The sequence below is a fragment of the Mycolicibacterium insubricum genome (assembly GCF_010731615.1).
In the GTDB taxonomy this organism is placed as follows: Bacteria; Actinomycetota; Actinomycetes; order Mycobacteriales; family Mycobacteriaceae; genus Mycobacterium; species Mycobacterium insubricum.
Genome location: NZ_AP022618.1, coordinates 1,135,437 through 1,153,298 on the forward strand (window position 1 = coordinate 1,135,437; position 17,862 = coordinate 1,153,298).

Genomic DNA, 17,862 nt, shown 5'->3' on the forward strand with positions numbered 1-17,862 from the left:
GGGCTTGATATGCAGATTCGGCTTGCCTGGGCTGTCGCCGTCAAACGCTGCCAGCCTCGGCGCTCGCGTCATCAATCGAAGCCTTGGTGTGTATTCACAGCAAACTGACAGCAAAAGAATCTGGTGCGAAAGGGATGGCGCGCGGTACAGCGCTGCAGGGGTTGCGGGGTCGCTACTCTCGCAGCGCGCTGCCGACGAGACCGCAGGTACCATATATGGCATGAACAAGACGACGGTGTACCTGCCGGCCGCACTTGATCTGCGACTGGAGGCCGAGGCGAAAGCTGAGGGAGTGAGCAAGGCGGAGCTGATCCGTCGGGGCATCACGAAGCTGCTGGATGAGAGTGACCGTCCGCGCAGGGCCAAGCCGCTGCCGGTGTTTCGCGGTGTGGGTGACCGCACGTTGGACGACCGCGATCGCGAGCTGACCGACGAGATCGCCGAGCGAGCGGCGCGGCGGTGATCGTCGTCGCTGACACCTCCGCGGTGCTGGCGGCATTCGACGCGAGCGAGGACGCCCACGCGCCCGCAAGGGCAGTGATGGACCTCGGGCAGTTGGTGATCTCGCCGATCGTGCTGGCCGAACTCGATCACCTGGTCCGCCGGAACTTTGGTTTCCGTGCCGCGTTGAACGCCGTGGAATCACTGACCGACCGGATTGCCGACGGCGATTATGCGCTGGCTGCGGTTACCAACGACGATCTGATCGCCGCCGCGCAAATCCGGACTGCGTACGCGGGCCTGGAGTTGGACCTCGCCGACGGACTTGGTGTCGTCATCGCCGATCGGTACCGGACCAACTATGTCTTCACGTTGGATCTGCGGGACTTCCGAGCTATCCGGCCCCTGACGCCGGGGTTCGACAGCTTCGTCATCCTGCCCGCGGGCGGCTGAAACCCTGCGTGGGCTCGACCTCGCGTCGCGAACGGGGTCGAGTCATGTGACTCTAGCGCGCAAAGTTCCTGGTCAGCTCTGCTATGTCAGACCCGTGGCGGCAGAAGCTTACGATCGCAAATATTTTGCGGATTGACCTTCGGCGCACTGGGGGACGGGGCTAACGTGGCCGTCGTCGCGGGGCCGGATTGTTGGAGGATCGGTGGAACGCCGCCGCGGAACCGTGGTCACCGATGCCTGTGGACGCTGAGATGACCACGGCCTCAACAGCCGGGACCGGGAACTGGCCGCGCTATACGAAGCGGCCGACGCGTCGCCGGACGGTTGCACAGGTAGCTCAGCCAAACCTAGGCCGGAAACGCGGTTGGCCCCCTCCGAGGAGGGGGCCAACGCGCTCTTGAGGTGAGGGTCAGGGTTGCTTGCCGTCGGTGCCCTTCGCGCCGTCGGCGCCCTTGGAGCCGGCGGTGCCGCTGGAGCTGCCGTTGGAGCCGGTGCCGGCTCGGCCCCCGCTACCACCCTTGCTCCCGTGGCCGCCCTTACCGGCAGTGCCGGTGCTGCCGGTAGTTCCGGCGCTGCCTTTGGGGCGAAGCAGACCGCCGAGACCGCCGGTGCCCCCCTTGCCCCCGACCGCCGCGGCACCGCCGTTGCCGCCGTTTCCGCCCCTGCCGCCGGTGCCGCCGTTGCCGGCCTTCGCTCCGCCCTCTGCACTGCCGCCGTTGCCACCGGTGGCGCCGTCGTTGGCGGCGTCGGCGCCGGTGCCGCCGCTGCCGCCGGCTCCGCCGTTGCCGCCGCCACCGGCGTTGCCGACCAACAAGCCACCGCGGCCGCCGTTGCCGCCGTTTCCGCCGATCGTGCCGGACTGTCCGTTGGCGCCGTTACCGGCGTTCCCGCCGTTCCCGCCGTTCCCGGCGGTACCCGCCGAGCCGTTGACGTTGCCGCCGTCGCCGCCGTTGCCGGGAGTACCCAGACCGCCGCCGTTTCCGCCGTCGCCGCCCTTGCCGCCGGTGACCGTGCCACCGGTCGCATTGCCGCCGTTTCCGCCGGCGGCGCCGTTTCCGCCGGTAAGCGTACTGGCGGATCCGTTCCCGCCCCTGCCGCCGGCACCGCCGGTGGCGCTCATCCCGTCGGTGCTCACCACGTTCTGACCGTTGCCACCTTTGCCGCCGTTGGGGGAGGCGTTGTTACCGCCGGCTCCAGGGCCGCCTTGCGCGCCGATAATATTGCCGGCATCCTGCTTATCTGCGCCACCGGCTGCGCCAGCGGTGTTCGTGTTGCCGTTGGTGGGTGCCAAGTTGGCTCCGTTGAGTCCGTTGTAGCCCGCACCGCCCTGGCCGCCTTCGCCGCCGTTGCCGAAGAACATGCTGGCATTGCCGCCGTTACCACCGTTGCCGCCCGCCGTACCGGAACTCACGTTCCAAACCCCGGCAGCGCCTGCGCCGCCGTTCCCACCGCTGCCCAACAGCAGTCCGGAGTTGCCGCCGTTGCCGCCGTTGCGCAGTGCGGGCACATTGCTTCCTATGCCAGGCGCGCCGTCGCCCCCGTTGCCGAACAACAGGCCGCCCCGGCCGCCGTTGACGCTGGCATACGCCGAATTAGCGACGACGTCAGCCGCGGTGTAGCTGTAGCCGTTTCCGATGATCAGACCGGCGTTAGGGTTCGCGGCGGTGCCGTTGCCGACGAACACGCGGATGAATTGGGCGATCGGGTTGTCGGTGAGGCTCGAGCCCAGAACGCTGGTGGGCAGACCGAAGTTGGTTACGGCCGAGCTGAGATGATTTACCGGGGCGAGCAGTTGTCCAAGCTGAGGGGTCACGCCGCCGGACGCGAACAGCGACGACAGTGCGCTCGTGTCGGCGGACTCGGCCGGTGTGACGGCGTCCGCGAGCACGCCGGGCAGGTGGATCAGCGACGCGATGGGACCTGCGCCGGTGCCAGGGAACTTGAGCGTTTGGTACAGAGGTACACCGCCGATGCTCCCGACTTGCATCTTGGTGTCGATGGCCAGCGCGTTGAACATCGACGTTCCCTGACTGAACACGCCGCCGAACTCGAGGTCGAGTTGAGTCGGGTTGACGAACTCGATCCCGAGCGTGTTGATCAGCGAGGTGACATTCAGGCTCTGACCTCCATTGAGGAAGGCATTGGTCATCTCGGCGGGGATGTCCAGCAAAGTCGCCAGGGCTGACTGCGCGTCGTCACCCTTGAGGGATTCGACGATGGTCTGGGCGTTGGCGATCAACACCAGGGCCGGGCCGATGACCGGACCGACGGCGCCGAGTAGCAGACCGCTGAGGGCGGTGCTGGTCAATGGCATCAGAGCGGCTGCAAGGTCGGACTTCGATGCCACGAGCATCGGGCTGTCCAACTGCGCCCAGATCCCGGCGTGAGATTTGTCGAGGGTGGTGACGTCCTCGGCGAATGGGGCGGCCACCGCGGCCTGCACGTTGGCAACCTGCTGGCGCACGATGGCCGGGATGTCGGGGAGTTGGGACAGATAGAGGAGTTGGTTGTTCAGGATCTGCCGGAAGAACGGGAAGGGATTCTCGAGCTGAGTGTCGGCGAGCCCGGTGAGGTTCGCGGCGGTGTTGTCAAATGCCACCTGCCAAGCGGCGAGGGGGTCGATTGAGGCTTTGAGGTCAATCGACCGGGACGCCGACGGGATGTTGTTGGCCGCAAAGGCGGTGGGAATGGCGGGCGGTGAAACGAGGAGAACGGACGTACCGACAATCGCCACTCCGGTGGTGACGTACGGGCGCAAATGTCGGCGCAAATTCATCTTCATTCATGCTCCTCAACGGGCTGTGGGTTTAGGTTCCGCTGGACGGTAACTGAAAGAAAGCTGAGTGTCACTCAGACTCGTCAAATTTTCTAACTCTGCTTATGGTCATTCGAATTGAGGAGAATAAGTCGAGTCATGTGTCTCTAGCGGCCCGTCTTTGGATCCGGTATTAGCCCTGTTTACCTGGGATACCGAGCCCGCGAAGGGCGTCGGCGACGTTTTTGAGAGAGGCGGAGCGAGGAATTTATCCGTCGAGAGTCGCAACGTTGGGGATGGTTCGCCGGCATCTGAAAAAGTAGAGTCAACTGACTCTAGCGCTTTATCCTCAGGTTCCCCTTAGTGCCCTTTCCCCGCACCCATTCATTTCGCCGGACTGATCACGGCAATTACAGCGGCAATTCCGGAACCCGTTATGCTCCTCGGTCCGAGGCGGCCACGGAAAGCCGCATAGTGAACGGTTCGATGGCGCTGGTGATGCGCCGCTGACGGAGGGATCGCGAATGATCGACGACCGAGCCGGAGCTGGCTTCAGGACCGGGCAACTGGCACTCGCGGTGGCGCTGGCGGCGGTAGGGCTGGCGGGCTGGGGACTGTTACGTCCGCCCGTGCAGATGCCTCCGCCGTCGCAGCCGCAGCCCTCGGACCAGCAGATCGCCGACGCGAAGACCCGCGCCTGCACGGCGTTCGACATGGTCGTTCGGGCGGTGTCGACACAGACGAACATTGACCTGGGGGCAGACCCCGTCGCGCAGCGCGCCGTCGCGGGAAATGCGCGACTCGCTACGTTCGCGGGCGGGGACTATCTGCGTAACAGCGTCGATGCAGCCACCGCGACCGAGCTGGCCGGCAAGCTCCGATCCTTCGCCGATCAACTGCAGACCGTGGGCATGTATCAACTCCTCGAGGTGACCAACAGCGATGCCGCACAGGCTGGAAGGCTCGCCGAGGTGAGGGCCGCCAGCGTGGACCTCAGCAAACTCTGTCAGTGACGGGCACTCGTTGAACGAAGACAACGAGGCCGTCTGAGGGTCGTCGCGCGACGCACCGCGTAGCATGCCGAGGAAGGGGGCCGAGTTCTTGCGTGGAGGTGTGGTGGACCGGCGGTCCCACTCTGGCCTCGGCACCCCTAGTTGGGTGGTCGGCCGGGCACAGGAACTGGCAGCGCTGAACGCGGCGATCGACGTCGAGTCGCGCGGTGACGCGATTCTGATCTCCGGGCCGCCGGGAATCGGGCGCAGCACCCTGCTCGGCCTCGCCCGCGACCGGGCCCGGGTGCTCGGCCGACTGGTGCTCAGCGTCTCCGGCGTGCCGCAGGAGCGTGCGACGCCGTTCGGTGGGGTCCACCAACTGCTGTGCGCGCTGGCCGACGAACACGGCGTCGCCCTGGCACCCCGGGACGTACTTGCCGAGCGCGCCGATGTCGCGACGGTGGCCACCGCATTGCTGGAGCTACTCGCTGGGCTGGATCGCTCGGTGCTGCTGAGCGTCGATGACCCGCGTTGGCTCGATCGCCGGACCCGCGACGTCCTGCAATTCGTGGCCCGACGCAGCGCCGGGCGCCGGCTCACCATCGTGGCCGCGCTGCCTCAAGCAGCCGGCCGTGAGCTGCTGGACCGGGACCGGGTCACCGATATCGCGCTGGGACCGCTGGACCGCGCGGGCGCCGAGGAACTCCTGGATCGCCGACCTGGCGCGCCGTCTGGGATGCGACGCGAGCGGCTACTGCTGCAGGCCGCCGGAAACCCTGGGGCGCTGGTCGAATTCTGCTCGGCGCTCGCCGACGAACCCGGATTCGCTCCGGTGTCGGAGCCGCTGCCGCTTCCCGCGGACCGTCTCGCTGTCTACCGTCGCCTACTCGAGGATCTGCCGCCGGCCACCCGGAGCGCGCTGGCGGTGCTGGCGGCTGCCTCCGACGACGACCTGTCCTGCCTGGCGGTCGGCGCGGTGGTTGACCTGGGTGCGCTCGCGCCCGCCGAATCGGCCGGGCTGGTGCGGATCGACGGCGACCGGCTGTGTCCCCTGAACCCGCTGATCCGTTCGGCTGCGTACCACTGCGCCCCATTGACCGAACGACTGGACGCCCACCGCGCATTCGTCGAACACCTGGTGGCTCAGCCCTACCGGGCCGCCTGGCACCGGGCGAAGGTGGTCAACACCGACGTGGAGCTGGCCGACTGGATCGACGGCGCGGCACCCGTGCTTCAGGCCTGGGGCGGCCAACTCGCGGCAGCGTCGCTGCTGCGCCGGGCCGCGCTGCTGAGCGCCGACGGCGACCTGATCACGGGCCGCCTGATCAAGGCGGCTCGATGCGCCCGATATGGCGGAGACCCGTTGTGGGCGAGGGAACTCGCCGATCGTGCGTTGCACGGAGCGGGTACCGAACGCCTGCAGGTGCAAGCGCTGAGCGAACGCGCCCTGGCGAGTACCTGGGACGTCGACCTGCCGCGGACGATCGGGGTGCTGTGCTCCGTGGCCGAGGAAGCCGTCGCGATCGACCCGGTGCTGGGCTGGGAGCCGATCCGGGCGGCGGCCACCGCGACGTTCCTCGGCGGCGACGTCGGTGCGCGCGCGGCGCTGGCCCGAGGGTTGCGCCTGCTAACGGCTGCCGATCCGAGCCCGTCGCTGCAGGCAGCGGTGTCGCGGGTATGGGTCCGGGCGGTGTCGGATCCCGTGTCTGCCCAAGCCGATGCCGCCGAGATCAGCCGGCTGGCTGAGCAAGCCGAGGAGCCCGAAGACCTGGAGGTCCTCGGTGCCACCGCCTGGCTGGCAGGCGAGCCGGGGACCGCGCTCGGCTGCCTGCTGCGTGCGCTGCCGGCCGAAACCTCCGACGGCTCGCCGCCGGGCACCCCGCTGGTATTGATGGCATTGTCCTGGATCTACCTCGGCACCGCTCGATGGCACGAGGCGCTACGCACCGCCGAGGACATGTCCCGGCTCGCCAGGTATTCCCGTCAGCCGCTCGTCGGCGCGGTCGCCGAACTGATCCGCGCCGCCGTTTTGGCCAGACGAGGCGAAAGTGCGGCCGCCCGAGCCCATCTCGACTCCGCGACCGGAATGGCCGATTGCCAGGGCGCTTCGGCGCTGGCGGCATGCGCGCATCTGGTGCTCGGTACGGTCGCGCTCAACGAGGATCGCCCGGAGGCCGCGTACGCGGAGTTTGGCGCGTTGTTCACCGGGCTCGGGGAACCATCGCACGGGCACTTCTCTTATCTCGGCGTGCCGGATTGGGCGGCTGCCGCGGTTCGGCTCGGGGACACCGCCGAGGCCGTCCGGCAACTGGATGCCATCGTGGGCCTGTTGCCTGAGCGGCGATCGGCACGCACCGATCAGCTGGTCGCCCATGCGCGAACGCTGCTGCAGCCCGCTGAGCCGATCGCCGACGCCGTCGAAACGTTGGCCGATCCACGCGGCGAGACCTGGCAGTTCGAGCGGGCCAAATTCCGGCTCACCGTTGCAGGCTGGTTTCGTCGTAACTACCGTCGAACTGAGGCGCGTCGTGAGTTCTCCACCGCGTTAGCGGTTTTGGAGCGTTTAGGCGCGCGGCTGTGGATTGATGCCGGGACCAAGGAGTTGCGCGCGACGGGTATCCGACGCCCAGCCGACAAGACCGGCGTAGTCAAGCTGAGTCCCCAGGAACATCAGGTTGTTTACCTGGCCAGCCAGGGCATGACCAACCGGCAGATCGGATCGCTGCTGAACGTGTCGGCGCGCACCGTGTCCGGGCACCTTTACCGCGCGTTTCCGAAGCTGGGTGTCACCAACCGTCGGCAGCTCAGAGACATCGAACCGCCAACAGGATTGTCCGGCAGCGTGACCCGTGTCAGGTGAAAAGTCGTGTGCCCCCGCTGGATTGGCGAGGGCGCACGGTCTCCTCCGGCTATTTCGTGGTTGACGCCTTCGTCTTCTTGATGCCGGCCGCCGTCAGCCCGTGGTTAATGTCCTTCTTCAGCCGGTCCGCGCGCTTTTGGAGGTTGTTGCCGATTTGGTTCACGGCCGCGGTGATATCGCCCGTCTTGAGCTTGTCGGTGACCAGCTTTCGGTTGCCCTGGATCTTTGTGAGACTGCGCTCAGCCTTGCTGAGCGGCTTGTTCAGGGCGCCAAGGCCGCTAGAGTCCGACACCGCGCCGAGCGGATCCTTTAACAGTGCTTTGGCATTCTGTTGCACCTGGCCGATGTTCAGGCTTGTGGAGGTGCTCGGGGTTTTCGACCGGATCAGCGCGGAACCCGTTGGTGCGCTCAGAGTCGTCGATCCGGGCCTGATGGCTTCGGAGATTTCTTGGCTGAGGTGCATGGCCGAGGCAAGGGCGCCGGGGGGTGTGCCTGTGATGACAAACGGAGGCGAGAAGGTGATCCCCTGCCACAGTGAGGTGCCTTGGCTCAGAACTCCTCCCAACACCAGGTTGGTTTTCGTAGAGGCGAGCGAACCGGCCAGATTTATCCCGAGCAGGCTCAGAAGTGGGTTGAGCGGAAGTGAGGGGCCGCCATTGAGGAAAGCGCCCGTCATATTGGCCGGGATGTCGATCACTGTCTCCAGGGCTTTTGTCAGCTCACCGGAGGAGATCTCGCCGACGGATTTCCCTAGGTTGTCGGCCAATGACACCACCGGACCCAGCGCTGGCCCGGCGAGTCCGAGGAGGAGGCCGGTGGTCGATGTCGTGGTGAACTCGAGCAGGCTCTTTTGCCAATCCTGCAGTGGTGGATCGGTGACGCCGGTGGTGTTCAGCACAGTGTTGAGGACGAGGATCTGAGCAAAGGTCAGGTTTGAATCGTCGCGGGCGAACGGTGCCGACACCCCCGCGCTCAAGTTGGTCCACATCGAGCTGGCGATGCCCAACACGTCGGGCAGCATCGCCAGGTGGTCCAGCTGGTTGGCAGCGATGGCCTGACCCAGGGTGAACGGTCCCTGACCGAGGGAGTTCGCCAGCCCGTTGAGGTTGGCCCCGGCATTGCTGAAGACGGACTGCCAGGCGTCGATCGGGTTGTAGGAGGCGGTCAGCGCGTAGGAGGTGCTGGACACGGGGACGGTGGCGGCGGCGTGGGCGACCGGCGGGCTGACCGGGGCGAGTGCCACGGCACCGGCTGTTGCCACAGCCGCGGTGTAGAGAATGGTGGACCGGGTTGCCCGCCTGAGTGCGGATCGACGGACTACTTCGGACATGGTGGTCTCCCTCTCCCTCTCCCGCCACCGACTACCGGTTGCGGACCCTGCATGTCGCCGACCGCCCCGGGGAAACGTGATCCACATCACGGCTAGCGTCCCTAGAGTCTGAGACGCGGCTAAGTCGTTTGATAGAGACAGATGACTCTATTTTCGGCTCTTTGACCTGCTGTTAGCCGTGTTCGCAAAGTCCGTGGGAGAAGCTGGACGTCGCGCTGAGACTGAGAATTAGATGAGGTGAACCTGAGAATAGGAGGGCCCGTCGATGGTCATCCCGGTGGCGCATCGTCGGCCGCGGCCGCCCGTGGGCCATGTTTTCAACGTTCTGTCAGCGCGTACACAGCTCCGGGGCCTTGTGGCCCTCATACGCTTCCCAGATGCACTCCCGACGGCGGTTCCTCACCCTTGCGGCCGGCACCGCGCTGGGAGTGGCGGTCGCCGGCGCCCCGCGCGGCTGGGCGGACCCGGCTCCGACCCTGGCGGCCGGCCTGGCCGGGCGCGCACCGACCGCGTGGGGGACGGCGATGCCGGGCATCGTCTCGTGGTTCAAACCCGACGGCAAGCAGATCGCGCTGACCTTCGACCTCTGCCCGGGTGGCTACGACGACGCCTTGGTCAGAACGCTCGTCGCCAACAAGATCCCGGCCGTGCTGTTTCTCAACAGCCGGTGGATCGACAAGCACTTCGGCCAGGCCACCGAACTGGCCGCCAACCCGCTGTTCGAGATCGGCAACCACGGCACACGGCATGTGCCGCTGTCGGTCACCGGCCGGTCGGCCTACGGCATCGCCGGGACGCGTTCGGTCAACGAGGTGGTCGACGAGGTGTGGACCAACCACCAGAAGATCACCGCACTGACCGGCAAGGCGCCGACCTGGTTCCGTACCGGAACGGCCCACTACGACGACGTCGCCGTGGCCATCGTCAAACAGCTCGGTGAGACGCCGCTGGGCTTTACCGTCAACGGCGACGGCGGGGCCACGCTGAAGCCGCCCGCCGTCGCGGGGAACCTGACCGCGGCGGCACCCGGGTCGATCGTCATCTCCCACATGAACCACCCCGAGGCGGGCACCGGCGCGGGCTACGCCCTGGCGATCCCGAAGATGCTCGCCGCCGGCTGGCAGTTCGTGGCGGTCAGTGCCGTCGCCGGGCGGTAGCCGCGGCCCGAAATTGCCGTCCGGGCGCGACCTGCGGCGCATTTAGCCTCGAAGAATGGACTCCGATCGCCGCCCGCGCGTCGGGCGGCGCTGGTGGCTCATCCCGCTGGTCGCCGTGGCGGCGTCGCTGACGGCCTTCGTGCTCGCGATCGCCGGGTACTTCACCTGGGCACTGCTAAACCTCGAAGACGCCGTCGGCTACCAGCCGATCGACGAGAAGACCGCCGCCCGCGCCATGAAGAACCGCAAGGTCGGCATCCCGGACGGTTTCGCGTTCGTCGACGGCGCCGCCTACTACGTGTTCTCCGGCGCCGACAGCTACTGGGCGCGCTACCGCGCCCCGGGAGACTTCGCCGACGCCAAGTCTGCGGTCGCCAAGGCCAATCCGCACTTCCCGGCGCTGCGCGACATACCCTGCGACGACCACTACCTGCATAGTTTCGGCGAGCACGCCAAGCTGAGCTGCACCCCGACCACCCGGACGGCTGTCGTCGTCGCCTACGCCGGGGACCATCCGAAACCGGTGACGGACAAATACCCCGGCGCCTCCGACGTCGAATCGCTGCTGGTCGTCGACACCGGCGCCGGCGTCCTGCTACTTGTCTCGTCCGCCGGGCACTGACGCGTCAGCATCGTCCAGAGGCGATCATCTCCTCGCGGTCGACGACCTTGATCCGCTCCCGGCTCTCGGCCTGACCGAGCGCCGTCTCGTGGGCATCCAGGGCTTCCCACTCGGACCAGGTCGTGTAGTCGACCCCGCTGCCGCGCAGCTGCTCGAAGATGGACTCGGGATCGGCGATCTCGGGGGCCGCGATGTCCGCCAGGTCGGCGAGCAGGCTGTGCACGGTCTCCGACGCGTCGGATTTGGTGTGCCCGATGAGTCCGATCGGCCCGCGTTTGATCCAGCCGGTTACGTAGACGCCGGGCACCTGCCCGTCCATGTCCTGCACCCGGCCGGCCTCGTTGGGGATGACGCCGTCGTGGTGGTCGAACGGTACGTCGGCCAGCGGCGAGGACAGGTAGCCCACCGCGCGGTACACCGCTTCCACCGGCCAGTCCTTGTACTCGCCGGTGCCGCGCACGGTACCGTCACCGGTCAGTTCGGTGACCTCGGTGCGCAGCCCGACGACCTTGCCGTCCTCGCTGAGGATCGCCACCGGCGCCTGACACAGGTGGATGTGAATCCGGTGCGGCGCCCCGGTCGGCTCCTGGTCCAAGTACTTCATCATGGTGTCGACGACGAGCTTGATCGACTTGGTCTTGTTGATCGCCTGCTGGCTGCCCTCATCGATTTCGAAGCCCTCCGGGTGCACGATCACGTCGATGCTCGGGGAGTGCGACAGCTCGCGGAACTCCATGGGGCTGAACTTGATCTGCGCCGGGCCGCGGCGGGCGAACACGTGCACGTCGGTGGCCTGGTTGGCGGCCAGCCCGCGATAGACGTTGTCGGGGATGTCGGTGGTCAGCTGTTCGTCGGCGGGCTTGGCCAGCATGCGCGCGACGTCGAGGGCGACGTTGCCCGCGCCCAGGACGGCGACATGGCGGGCCTGCAGCGGCCAGTCGCGCGGCACGTCTGGGTGCCCGTCGTACCAGGACACGAAATCGGCGGCGCCGTGGCTCCCGGGCAGATCGATGCCCGGAATGTCCAGCGGCCGGTCTTTGCGGGCGCCGGTGGCGAAGATAACCGCGTCGTAGTGACGGCGCAGGTCGGTCAACTTGATGTCGGCGCCGTAGTTGACGTTGCCGATGAAGCGGATCTCTTCGCGCGAGAGCACCCGGCGGAGCGCCTTGATGATCTCCTTGATCCGGGGATGGTCGGGCGCGACGCCGTAGCGGACCAGGCCGTAGGGCGCCGGCAACCTGTCGAAGACGTCGATGCGGGCCCCGGGATGTTCGTTGGCGAGGATGTCAGCGGCGTAGATGCCGGCCGGCCCGGCCCCGATGACTGCGACGCGGATAGACCGCATGAACACGCTCCTTGCTATGAGTAAGCCAAGCCTAAGTAGTGGGGATCGTTATGTGCGTGCCACGTGTTGAGATCCCTGTCACGCCGCCCCCGCGGCGAAAGTGATGGCCCACCCTACCGGCCAGTAGCTAACTTTTTCCACTCGTGCCGGTGGCCTGCGGCGGAGTCCGGCGAGAGGTCACCTCACGAGCGCCTATCCAGTAGCATTCGGCCCAGGGGTGCGGGGAGCGCCCGGATATCGAGGGGGAGACATGGCGAAACTGCTGCTGACGGTCAAGATGATGGCGGTCGGGGCCGCGGTCGGTGCGGCACTGGCCGGCATGCCGATCGCCGCCGCCGACGACGACACCGACGGCAACCCACCTGTGGAGGCCGGCGCCGCTGCCGACAACGGCGGGACGCCCGACGAGCAGGGGCAGGGCAACCCGGTTCCCAAGGTCAGCATTCCGGATTACAGCAAGTATGGCGATTTCTATCAGAAGCCCGGCCAGCAGCCGGGGCAGTACAAGCTGGTGAACCCGAGCCAGGGCGCTTTCTGGGCCTGCTACAACGGGGTGCTGAGCTACCTATACGCCGGCAACCCGATGCTGCCGGGTGCGGTGATGTCCGACCCGTCGACGTGCGCGTAGCCGTCGTCGTCGTACGCCTTGGGTGAAATCCTTCCGGGTGCCACGCCGTGTCCTTGCACTCTCCGATGGCGAGTGCTAAGAATGCAGTTGGCACTCGCCATTGGTGAGTGCTAGGTCGGGACGGTGAGGCCGGGCCCCTAATGCCCATAGCCGTCCGTCGCGGGCACTGCACCCGGCCGGTGAGGAAAAAGTCATCCCAACCGGAGGAAATACTTCGCAATGGCCAAGACAATTGCGTACGACGAAGAGGCCCGTCGCGGTCTCGAGCGGGGCCTCAACGCCCTCGCCGACGCGGTAAAGGTGACGCTGGGCCCCAAGGGCCGCAACGTCGTCCTGGAGAAGAAGTGGGGCGCCCCCACGATCACCAACGATGGTGTTTCCATCGCCAAGGAGATCGACCTGGAGGACCCGTACGAGAAGATCGGCGCCGAGCTGGTCAAGGAAGTCGCCAAGAAGACCGACGACGTCGCGGGCGACGGAACCACCACCGCCACCGTGCTGGCCCAGGCCCTGGTTCGTGAAGGTCTGCGCAACGTCGCGGCCGGCGCCAACCCGCTCGGCCTCAAGCGCGGCATCGAGAAGGCCGTCGAGAAGGTCACCTCGACCCTGCTGGCCTCGGCCAAGGAGGTCGAGACCAAGGAGCAGATCGCCGCCACCGCCGGTATCTCCGCGGGCGACCAGACCATCGGTGACCTGATCGCCGAGGCCATGGACAAGGTCGGCAACGAGGGTGTCATCACCGTCGAGGAGTCCAACACCTTCGGCCTGCAGCTGGAGCTCACCGAGGGCATGCGGTTCGACAAGGGCTACATCTCGGGCTACTTCGTCACCGACGCCGAGCGTCAGGAAGCCGTCCTGGAGGATCCCTACATCCTGCTGGTCAGCTCCAAGATCTCGACCGTCAAGGATCTGCTGCCACTGCTGGAGAAGGTCATCCAGGCCGGCAAGCCGCTGCTGATCATCGCCGAGGACGTCGAGGGCGAGGCCCTGTCGACCCTGGTGGTCAACAAGATCCGCGGCACCTTCAAGTCCGTCGCCGTCAAGGCCCCGGGCTTCGGCGACCGCCGCAAGGCGATGCTGCAGGACATGGCGATCCTCACCGGCGGCCAGGTCATCAGCGAAGAGGTCGGCCTGTCCCTGGAGACTGCCGACGTCGCGCTGCTGGGTCAGGCCCGCAAGGTCGTCGTGACCAAGGATGAGACCACCATCGTCGAGGGCGCCGGTGATTCCGACGCCATCGCCGGCCGGGTGGCCCAGATCCGCACCGAGATCGAGAACAGCGACTCCGACTACGACCGCGAGAAGCTGCAGGAGCGCCTGGCCAAGCTGGCCGGCGGTGTTGCGGTGATCAAGGCCGGAGCGGCCACCGAGGTGGAGCTCAAGGAGCGCAAGCACCGCATCGAGGACGCGGTCCGCAACGCCAAGGCCGCCGTCGAGGAGGGCATCGTCGCCGGTGGTGGCGTCGCCCTGCTGCAGTCGGCTCCGTCGCTCGACGAGCTGACCCTCGCCGGTGACGAGGCGACCGGTGCCAACATCGTGCGCGTCGCGCTGTCGGCCCCGCTGAAGCAGATCGCCTTCAACGCGGGCCTGGAGCCCGGCGTTGTCGCCGAGAAGGTCACCAACTCGCCCGCCGGCGTCGGCCTGAACGCCGCCACCGGTGAGTACGAGGACCTGCTCAAGGCCGGCGTTGCCGACCCGGTCAAGGTCACCCGCTCGGCGCTGCAGAACGCGGCGTCCATCGCGGCCCTGTTCCTGACCACCGAGGCCGTCGTCGCCGACAAGCCGGAGAAGGCCGCCGCACCCGCCGGCGACCCGACCGGTGGCATGGGTGGCATGGACTTCTAAGTCCGCATTGCTCGGGAAGGCCCGGTCTGCTTCGGCAGGCCGGGCCTTCTGCATGGCTGGGGGTCGCTCGGGCTGCATTTTCCGCCCGAATTGGTGCCCCGAGGGGTGCTGGAGCGCAACTAGCGTTGCAGCTGTGACCGTGCCGACCGAGCCCGCGCGTAATTCCGGGCTCGACGGCTTCACCCGCACAGTCTTCGACCGGATGCCGCTGCTCAACGCCGCACTGCTGCTGTGGGTACTCGTCAGCAGTGCGGTTGCCGGCGCGGTGATCGCGGCGTGGTTTCGCGCCCCTGTGGTGTTGGTCGAAGGCGGTCTGGCTCTGACGCTGACCACCGTGCTCGCTCGACGGCAGCCGCCGGGCCGGCCGCGCTGGTTGCTGACCGTCGAGGCGGTGACGCAGGTCGTGCTGTGGTTGGCGATGGCGGTGTTCGGCGCCGCCGTCGTCGACAACCCCGCTCTCCTGGACCCCATCCCCGAAGAGGACACGTCGGTGCTGGTCAGGATCTTCGGTCGCGGTGCGCTTGAGGTGAGCAATCGGCTCTCCGAGTGGGCGTATGTCATCGCATGTGGGTCGTGGCTGGTCTTGCTTGTCACGCTGGTGGTCGCTCGATGGATCCCCGCCGTCGGCGTGCCCGGTACGTCGGACGAACCGACTCGCTGATGCGAACCCGCAGGGTGGGTAGCGTGAGGTGATGATCGATCACGTCGGCATCAACTGTGGCGATTGGGTTACTGCCCAAAGGTTCTACGACACCGTGCTCGGTGTGCTGGGTTACACCCGGCAGATGGATCACGGCGTCGCGATCGGCTACGGCCGCGACGGGCACCCGAGTTTCTGGATCGCCGACGCCGCCGCCGGTGAGGCCAACGGGCCCAATCGTGAGGTGCATCTGGCGTTCCAGGCCTCCGACATCGCCGCAGTCGACGCGTTCTACGACACCGCGATGCAGCTCGGCGCAGAGTCGCTGCACATGCCCCGGCGCTGGCCGGAGTACCACCCCGGCTATTACGGCGCCTTTGTTCGCGATCCCGACGGCAACAACGTGGAGGCCGTCTTCCACGGTGCTCCCGCGGAGTAAACCCTACGCCGGAGCGGACTGGCGGCCGCGGATCAGTTTCCCCGGACGGGCCGTCGTCGGGACCCCGTTCTCGGCGATGACCTCGCCGGAGACCACCGTCGCCACATACCCGTCGGCACTTTGGTCCAGCCGTCGTCCGCCCCCGGGCAGATCATGGACGACGACGGGCCGGTGCAGCCGCAGGCCGTCGGCGTCGAGCACATTGAGATCGGCCTTGTAGCCCACCGCGATTCGGCCGCGGTCGGCCAGGCCGGCAACGCGCGCGGGTACCGATGTCAGCTCGCGCACGGCAGCCGGCAGCGACAGTCGCCCCGACGGTCGGTCGCGCACCCAGTGCGTCAGCAGGTACGTCGGGAACGAGGCGTCGCAGATCATCCCGTAGTGGGCGCCACCGTCGCCGAGTCCCAGCACCACGTCGTCGCGGCCGATCAGCTCTGCGACGGTGTCCAGCGAGTTGTCCCGGAAGTTGGCCAGCGTCACCAGCAGCATGGCGTGGCCGTCGTCGTCGAGCAGCCGGTCGTAGGCCTCCTCCAACGGACTGACGCCGCGCGCCCGGGCCCGGGCGGCGATCGACTCCGACGCCGCCGGTTCATAGTCGGGTGACTCGCCGAGTGGGAACATGTAGTCGAAGGCCTGCGACGCGAACATCAACGGGTGCCCGTCGGCGCTCGGTGTATCGGTCAGAATGCGTTGCCGCACTTCCGGTTTGTGCATCAATGCAACGCGTTCGGCCAGCGGTAGGTCGGCGATCTGCCGGTAGCTCGGGTAGGTGATGAACGGATTCCCGGACAGCTGCAGGCCCAGCACCAGTCCGATCGGCCGCGGGAAGATCTGCCCGGTCACGTTACCGCCGTTGGCATTTGCCTTCTCCACCATGGCCAGCGCATCCAGGTACAGCGGGGGACCGGCATTGCCGATCGCCATGGTGAACGTCACCGGCAGCCCGACCTCGGCGGCGACGTCGAACACCGCCGACAGTGCGCCCTCGTAGTCCTCGGCCAGCAGGTCCGGCACGAACTGGATCAGTCCGCCGCCGGCGTCTTCGACGCCACGGGCGATCGCCTCGATCTCCGCATACGACGCCTCGTAGCTCGGGATAGGTTGTCCACCAGAGGTTTTGTGCAGGGTCAGCCGCGACGACGCAAAGCCCAGCGCGCCGGCGGCCACCGCCTCGGCGGCCAGCTTGCGCATCATCGCCAGGTCCTCGGGGGTGGCGACCTCGCGATCCACCCCGCGTTGCCCCATCACGTACACCCGAAGCGGCGAATGCGGCAGGAACGCCGCCACGTCGATGTCACGGCGCCGCGAATCCAGCGCATCGAGGAACTCCGGGAAACTCTCCCAGTGCCACGGCAGGCCGTCGACCATCACCACGCCCGGGATGTCCTCGACGCCGGCCATCACGTCGACCAGCACCTCGTGGTCCTCGGTGCGGCACGGCGCAAACCCCACCCCACAGTTGCCCATCACCACGGTGGTCACCCCGTGCGCCGACGACGGGTTGAGTCGCTCGCTCCAGATCGCCTGCCCGTCGTAGTGGGTGTGCAGGTCGACGAAGCCGGGGGTGACCAGCAACCCTGTCGCGTCGATCTCCCGGCGGCCGATGCCCGTCACCGCCCCGACCTCAACGATGACCCCGTCGCGGACCGCGACATCGGCGGTCACCGGTGGGTTGCCCAGGCCGTCGACGACGGTGCCGTTGCGGATGACGAGATCGAAGGTCATACCGACGAATCTACGACTGTCGATCCGGCGCCGGTAGCGTGTGCGGCCATGCGATTGCTGTTCCGTTGGTGGCCGGTGATCGGGCTGCTGTTGATGATCGGCCTCGGCCGCTGGGTGGGCCGGGGCCCGACGGCGGTGGACCGCTACTTCCTGCGCGACAACACCGCCATCTACGACTGGCGGCTGGTGCTGCTGGTGTTCACCGACGTCCGAGTGGTTACCGCGGCCTGGGTAGTGGGTATCGCGGTGACGTTCTGGCAAAGGCGCTGGCGGCCGGCGCTGACCATCGCCGTCACCGCGCCCGCCGCCACCTTCCTGGTGGCTGCCTGCAAACAGGCCTTCGGCCGGACCAAGGGCGCCACCTTGGCGTATCCCAGCGGCCACACCACGATGCTGGTGGTCGTTCTCGGGTTGCTGGTGATGGCCGCGGGCTGGGCGGCGTGGACGCTGGTCGCCGCGTCGGTGGTGACCGCACTCGGCATGGCGGGCCAGGCGCTGACCTACCACTATTTCACCGACACCGTCGGCGGTCTGCTGCTGGGCACCGCCGTGGTCGCCGCGGCGGCGGTCGTGGCCGGCTGCCCACCGGAATCCGTCGAGCCTCGCCGAACCGCCGGCGTGCCAGACTGA

Annotated in this window: 15 protein-coding genes; 11 read left to right on the top strand and 4 right to left on the bottom strand. The window is 67.4% G+C overall.

The annotated features are described in order from the left end of the window. The first annotated feature begins 220 nt into the window (after positions 1–220). The gene (locus G6N16_RS05210; protein ID WP_083031626.1) at positions 221–463 is read left to right on the top strand and encodes a ribbon-helix-helix domain-containing protein; all 243 of its coding nucleotides are present in this window, start codon (positions 221–223) and stop codon (positions 461–463) included. Then, positions 460–894, top strand: a complete 435-nt coding sequence (locus G6N16_RS05215) for a PIN domain-containing protein (RefSeq protein ID WP_083031625.1) — start codon at positions 460–462, stop codon at positions 892–894. The genes G6N16_RS05210 and G6N16_RS05215 overlap by 4 nt, the downstream gene beginning before the upstream one ends. Before the next feature lie 409 nt (positions 895–1,303). Here the strand turns inward: G6N16_RS05215 and G6N16_RS21930 are convergent, their stop codons facing one another. Further along, entirely contained in the window at positions 1,304–3,493 is a 2,190-nt protein-coding gene (locus G6N16_RS21930) for a hypothetical protein (protein ID WP_163787781.1), read from the bottom strand. Between the two features lie 680 nt (positions 3,494–4,173). Between G6N16_RS21930 and G6N16_RS05225 the strand changes: the two genes are divergently transcribed. Continuing rightward, positions 4,174–4,662 carry a hypothetical protein gene (locus tag G6N16_RS05225; protein ID WP_083031624.1) on the top strand — a complete coding sequence of 163 codons (489 nt, stop codon included), beginning with the start codon at positions 4,174–4,176 and terminating at the stop codon, positions 4,660–4,662. Between the two features lie 145 nt (positions 4,663–4,807). Then, complete coding sequence (locus G6N16_RS05230) at positions 4,808–7,501, top strand: helix-turn-helix transcriptional regulator (RefSeq protein ID WP_163787782.1); 2,694 nt, start codon at positions 4,808–4,810, stop codon at positions 7,499–7,501. Between the two features lie 49 nt (positions 7,502–7,550). Here G6N16_RS05230 and G6N16_RS05235 read toward each other — a convergent pair whose 3' ends face one another. Further along, positions 7,551–8,831 carry a hypothetical protein gene (locus G6N16_RS05235; protein WP_133052951.1) on the bottom strand — a complete coding sequence of 427 codons (1,281 nt, stop codon included), beginning with the start codon at positions 8,829–8,831 and terminating at the stop codon, positions 7,551–7,553. A gap of 377 nt (positions 8,832–9,208) precedes the next feature. On the opposite strand from G6N16_RS05235, the gene G6N16_RS05240 reads away from it, so the two are divergent. Beyond that, positions 9,209–9,988, top strand: coding sequence for a polysaccharide deacetylase family protein (locus tag G6N16_RS05240; RefSeq protein ID WP_083031620.1), 780 nt, complete (start codon positions 9,209–9,211; stop codon positions 9,986–9,988). Between the two features lie 55 nt (positions 9,989–10,043). Next, positions 10,044–10,610: a hypothetical protein gene (locus tag G6N16_RS05245; RefSeq protein WP_083031618.1), complete on the top strand. Its 567-nt coding sequence runs from the start codon at positions 10,044–10,046 to the stop codon at positions 10,608–10,610. A gap of 4 nt (positions 10,611–10,614) precedes the next feature. Here the strand turns inward: G6N16_RS05245 and G6N16_RS05250 are convergent, their stop codons facing one another. Next, positions 10,615–11,955 (bottom strand): FAD-dependent oxidoreductase, encoded by a 1,341-nt coding sequence (locus tag G6N16_RS05250; protein WP_083031634.1) that lies wholly within the window; start codon positions 11,953–11,955, stop codon positions 10,615–10,617. 250 nt (positions 11,956–12,205) lie between these two features. Between G6N16_RS05250 and G6N16_RS05255 the strand changes: the two genes are divergently transcribed. The 4 genes from G6N16_RS05255 to G6N16_RS05270 all read left to right on the top strand — a co-directional run bounded on the left by G6N16_RS05255 (position 12,206) and on the right by G6N16_RS05270 (position 15,507). Next, complete coding sequence (locus G6N16_RS05255) at positions 12,206–12,583, top strand: hypothetical protein (protein ID WP_083031617.1); 378 nt, start codon at positions 12,206–12,208, stop codon at positions 12,581–12,583. 219 nt (positions 12,584–12,802) lie between these two features. Then, a complete protein-coding gene (gene groL / locus G6N16_RS05260; RefSeq protein ID WP_083031615.1) occupies positions 12,803–14,428 on the top strand; it encodes a chaperonin GroEL in 1,626 nt (541 codons plus the stop codon). 133 nt (positions 14,429–14,561) lie between these two features. After that, positions 14,562–15,089 (top strand): hypothetical protein, encoded by a 528-nt coding sequence (locus G6N16_RS05265; protein ID WP_083031613.1) that lies wholly within the window; start codon positions 14,562–14,564, stop codon positions 15,087–15,089. 31 nt (positions 15,090–15,120) lie between these two features. Next, a complete protein-coding gene (locus G6N16_RS05270; RefSeq protein ID WP_083031612.1) occupies positions 15,121–15,507 on the top strand; it encodes a VOC family protein in 387 nt (128 codons plus the stop codon). A gap of 3 nt (positions 15,508–15,510) precedes the next feature. Here G6N16_RS05270 and G6N16_RS05275 read toward each other — a convergent pair whose 3' ends face one another. Continuing rightward, positions 15,511–17,232, bottom strand: a complete 1,722-nt coding sequence (locus G6N16_RS05275; RefSeq protein WP_083031610.1) for an N-acyl-D-amino-acid deacylase family protein — start codon at positions 17,230–17,232, stop codon at positions 15,511–15,513. Positions 17,233–17,280: 48 nt separating this feature from the next. Between G6N16_RS05275 and G6N16_RS05280 the strand changes: the two genes are divergently transcribed. Further along, positions 17,281–17,862: a phosphatase PAP2 family protein gene (locus G6N16_RS05280; RefSeq protein ID WP_234805889.1), complete on the top strand. Its 582-nt coding sequence runs from the start codon at positions 17,281–17,283 to the stop codon at positions 17,860–17,862.

Coding starts and splice junctions, on each gene's coding strand:
- G6N16_RS05240 (WP_083031620.1), top strand. CDS start 9,209: ATGCACTCCCGACGGCGGTTCCTCACCCTTGCGGCCGGCACCGCGCTG.
- G6N16_RS05225 (WP_083031624.1), top strand. CDS start 4,174: ATGATCGACGACCGAGCCGGAGCTGGCTTCAGGACCGGGCAACTGGCA.
- G6N16_RS05275 (WP_083031610.1), bottom strand. CDS start 17,232: ATGACCTTCGATCTCGTCATCCGCAACGGCACCGTCGTCGACGGCCTG.
- G6N16_RS05250 (WP_083031634.1), bottom strand. CDS start 11,955: ATGCGGTCTATCCGCGTCGCAGTCATCGGGGCCGGGCCGGCCGGCATC.
- G6N16_RS05280 (WP_234805889.1), top strand. CDS start 17,281: ATGCGATTGCTGTTCCGTTGGTGGCCGGTGATCGGGCTGCTGTTGATG.
- G6N16_RS05235 (WP_133052951.1), bottom strand. CDS start 8,831: ATGTCCGAAGTAGTCCGTCGATCCGCACTCAGGCGGGCAACCCGGTCC.
- G6N16_RS05245 (WP_083031618.1), top strand. CDS start 10,044: ATGGACTCCGATCGCCGCCCGCGCGTCGGGCGGCGCTGGTGGCTCATC.
- G6N16_RS05210 (WP_083031626.1), top strand. CDS start 221: ATGAACAAGACGACGGTGTACCTGCCGGCCGCACTTGATCTGCGACTG.
- G6N16_RS05270 (WP_083031612.1), top strand. CDS start 15,121: ATGATCGATCACGTCGGCATCAACTGTGGCGATTGGGTTACTGCCCAA.
- G6N16_RS05255 (WP_083031617.1), top strand. CDS start 12,206: ATGGCGAAACTGCTGCTGACGGTCAAGATGATGGCGGTCGGGGCCGCG.
- groL (WP_083031615.1), top strand. CDS start 12,803: ATGGCCAAGACAATTGCGTACGACGAAGAGGCCCGTCGCGGTCTCGAG.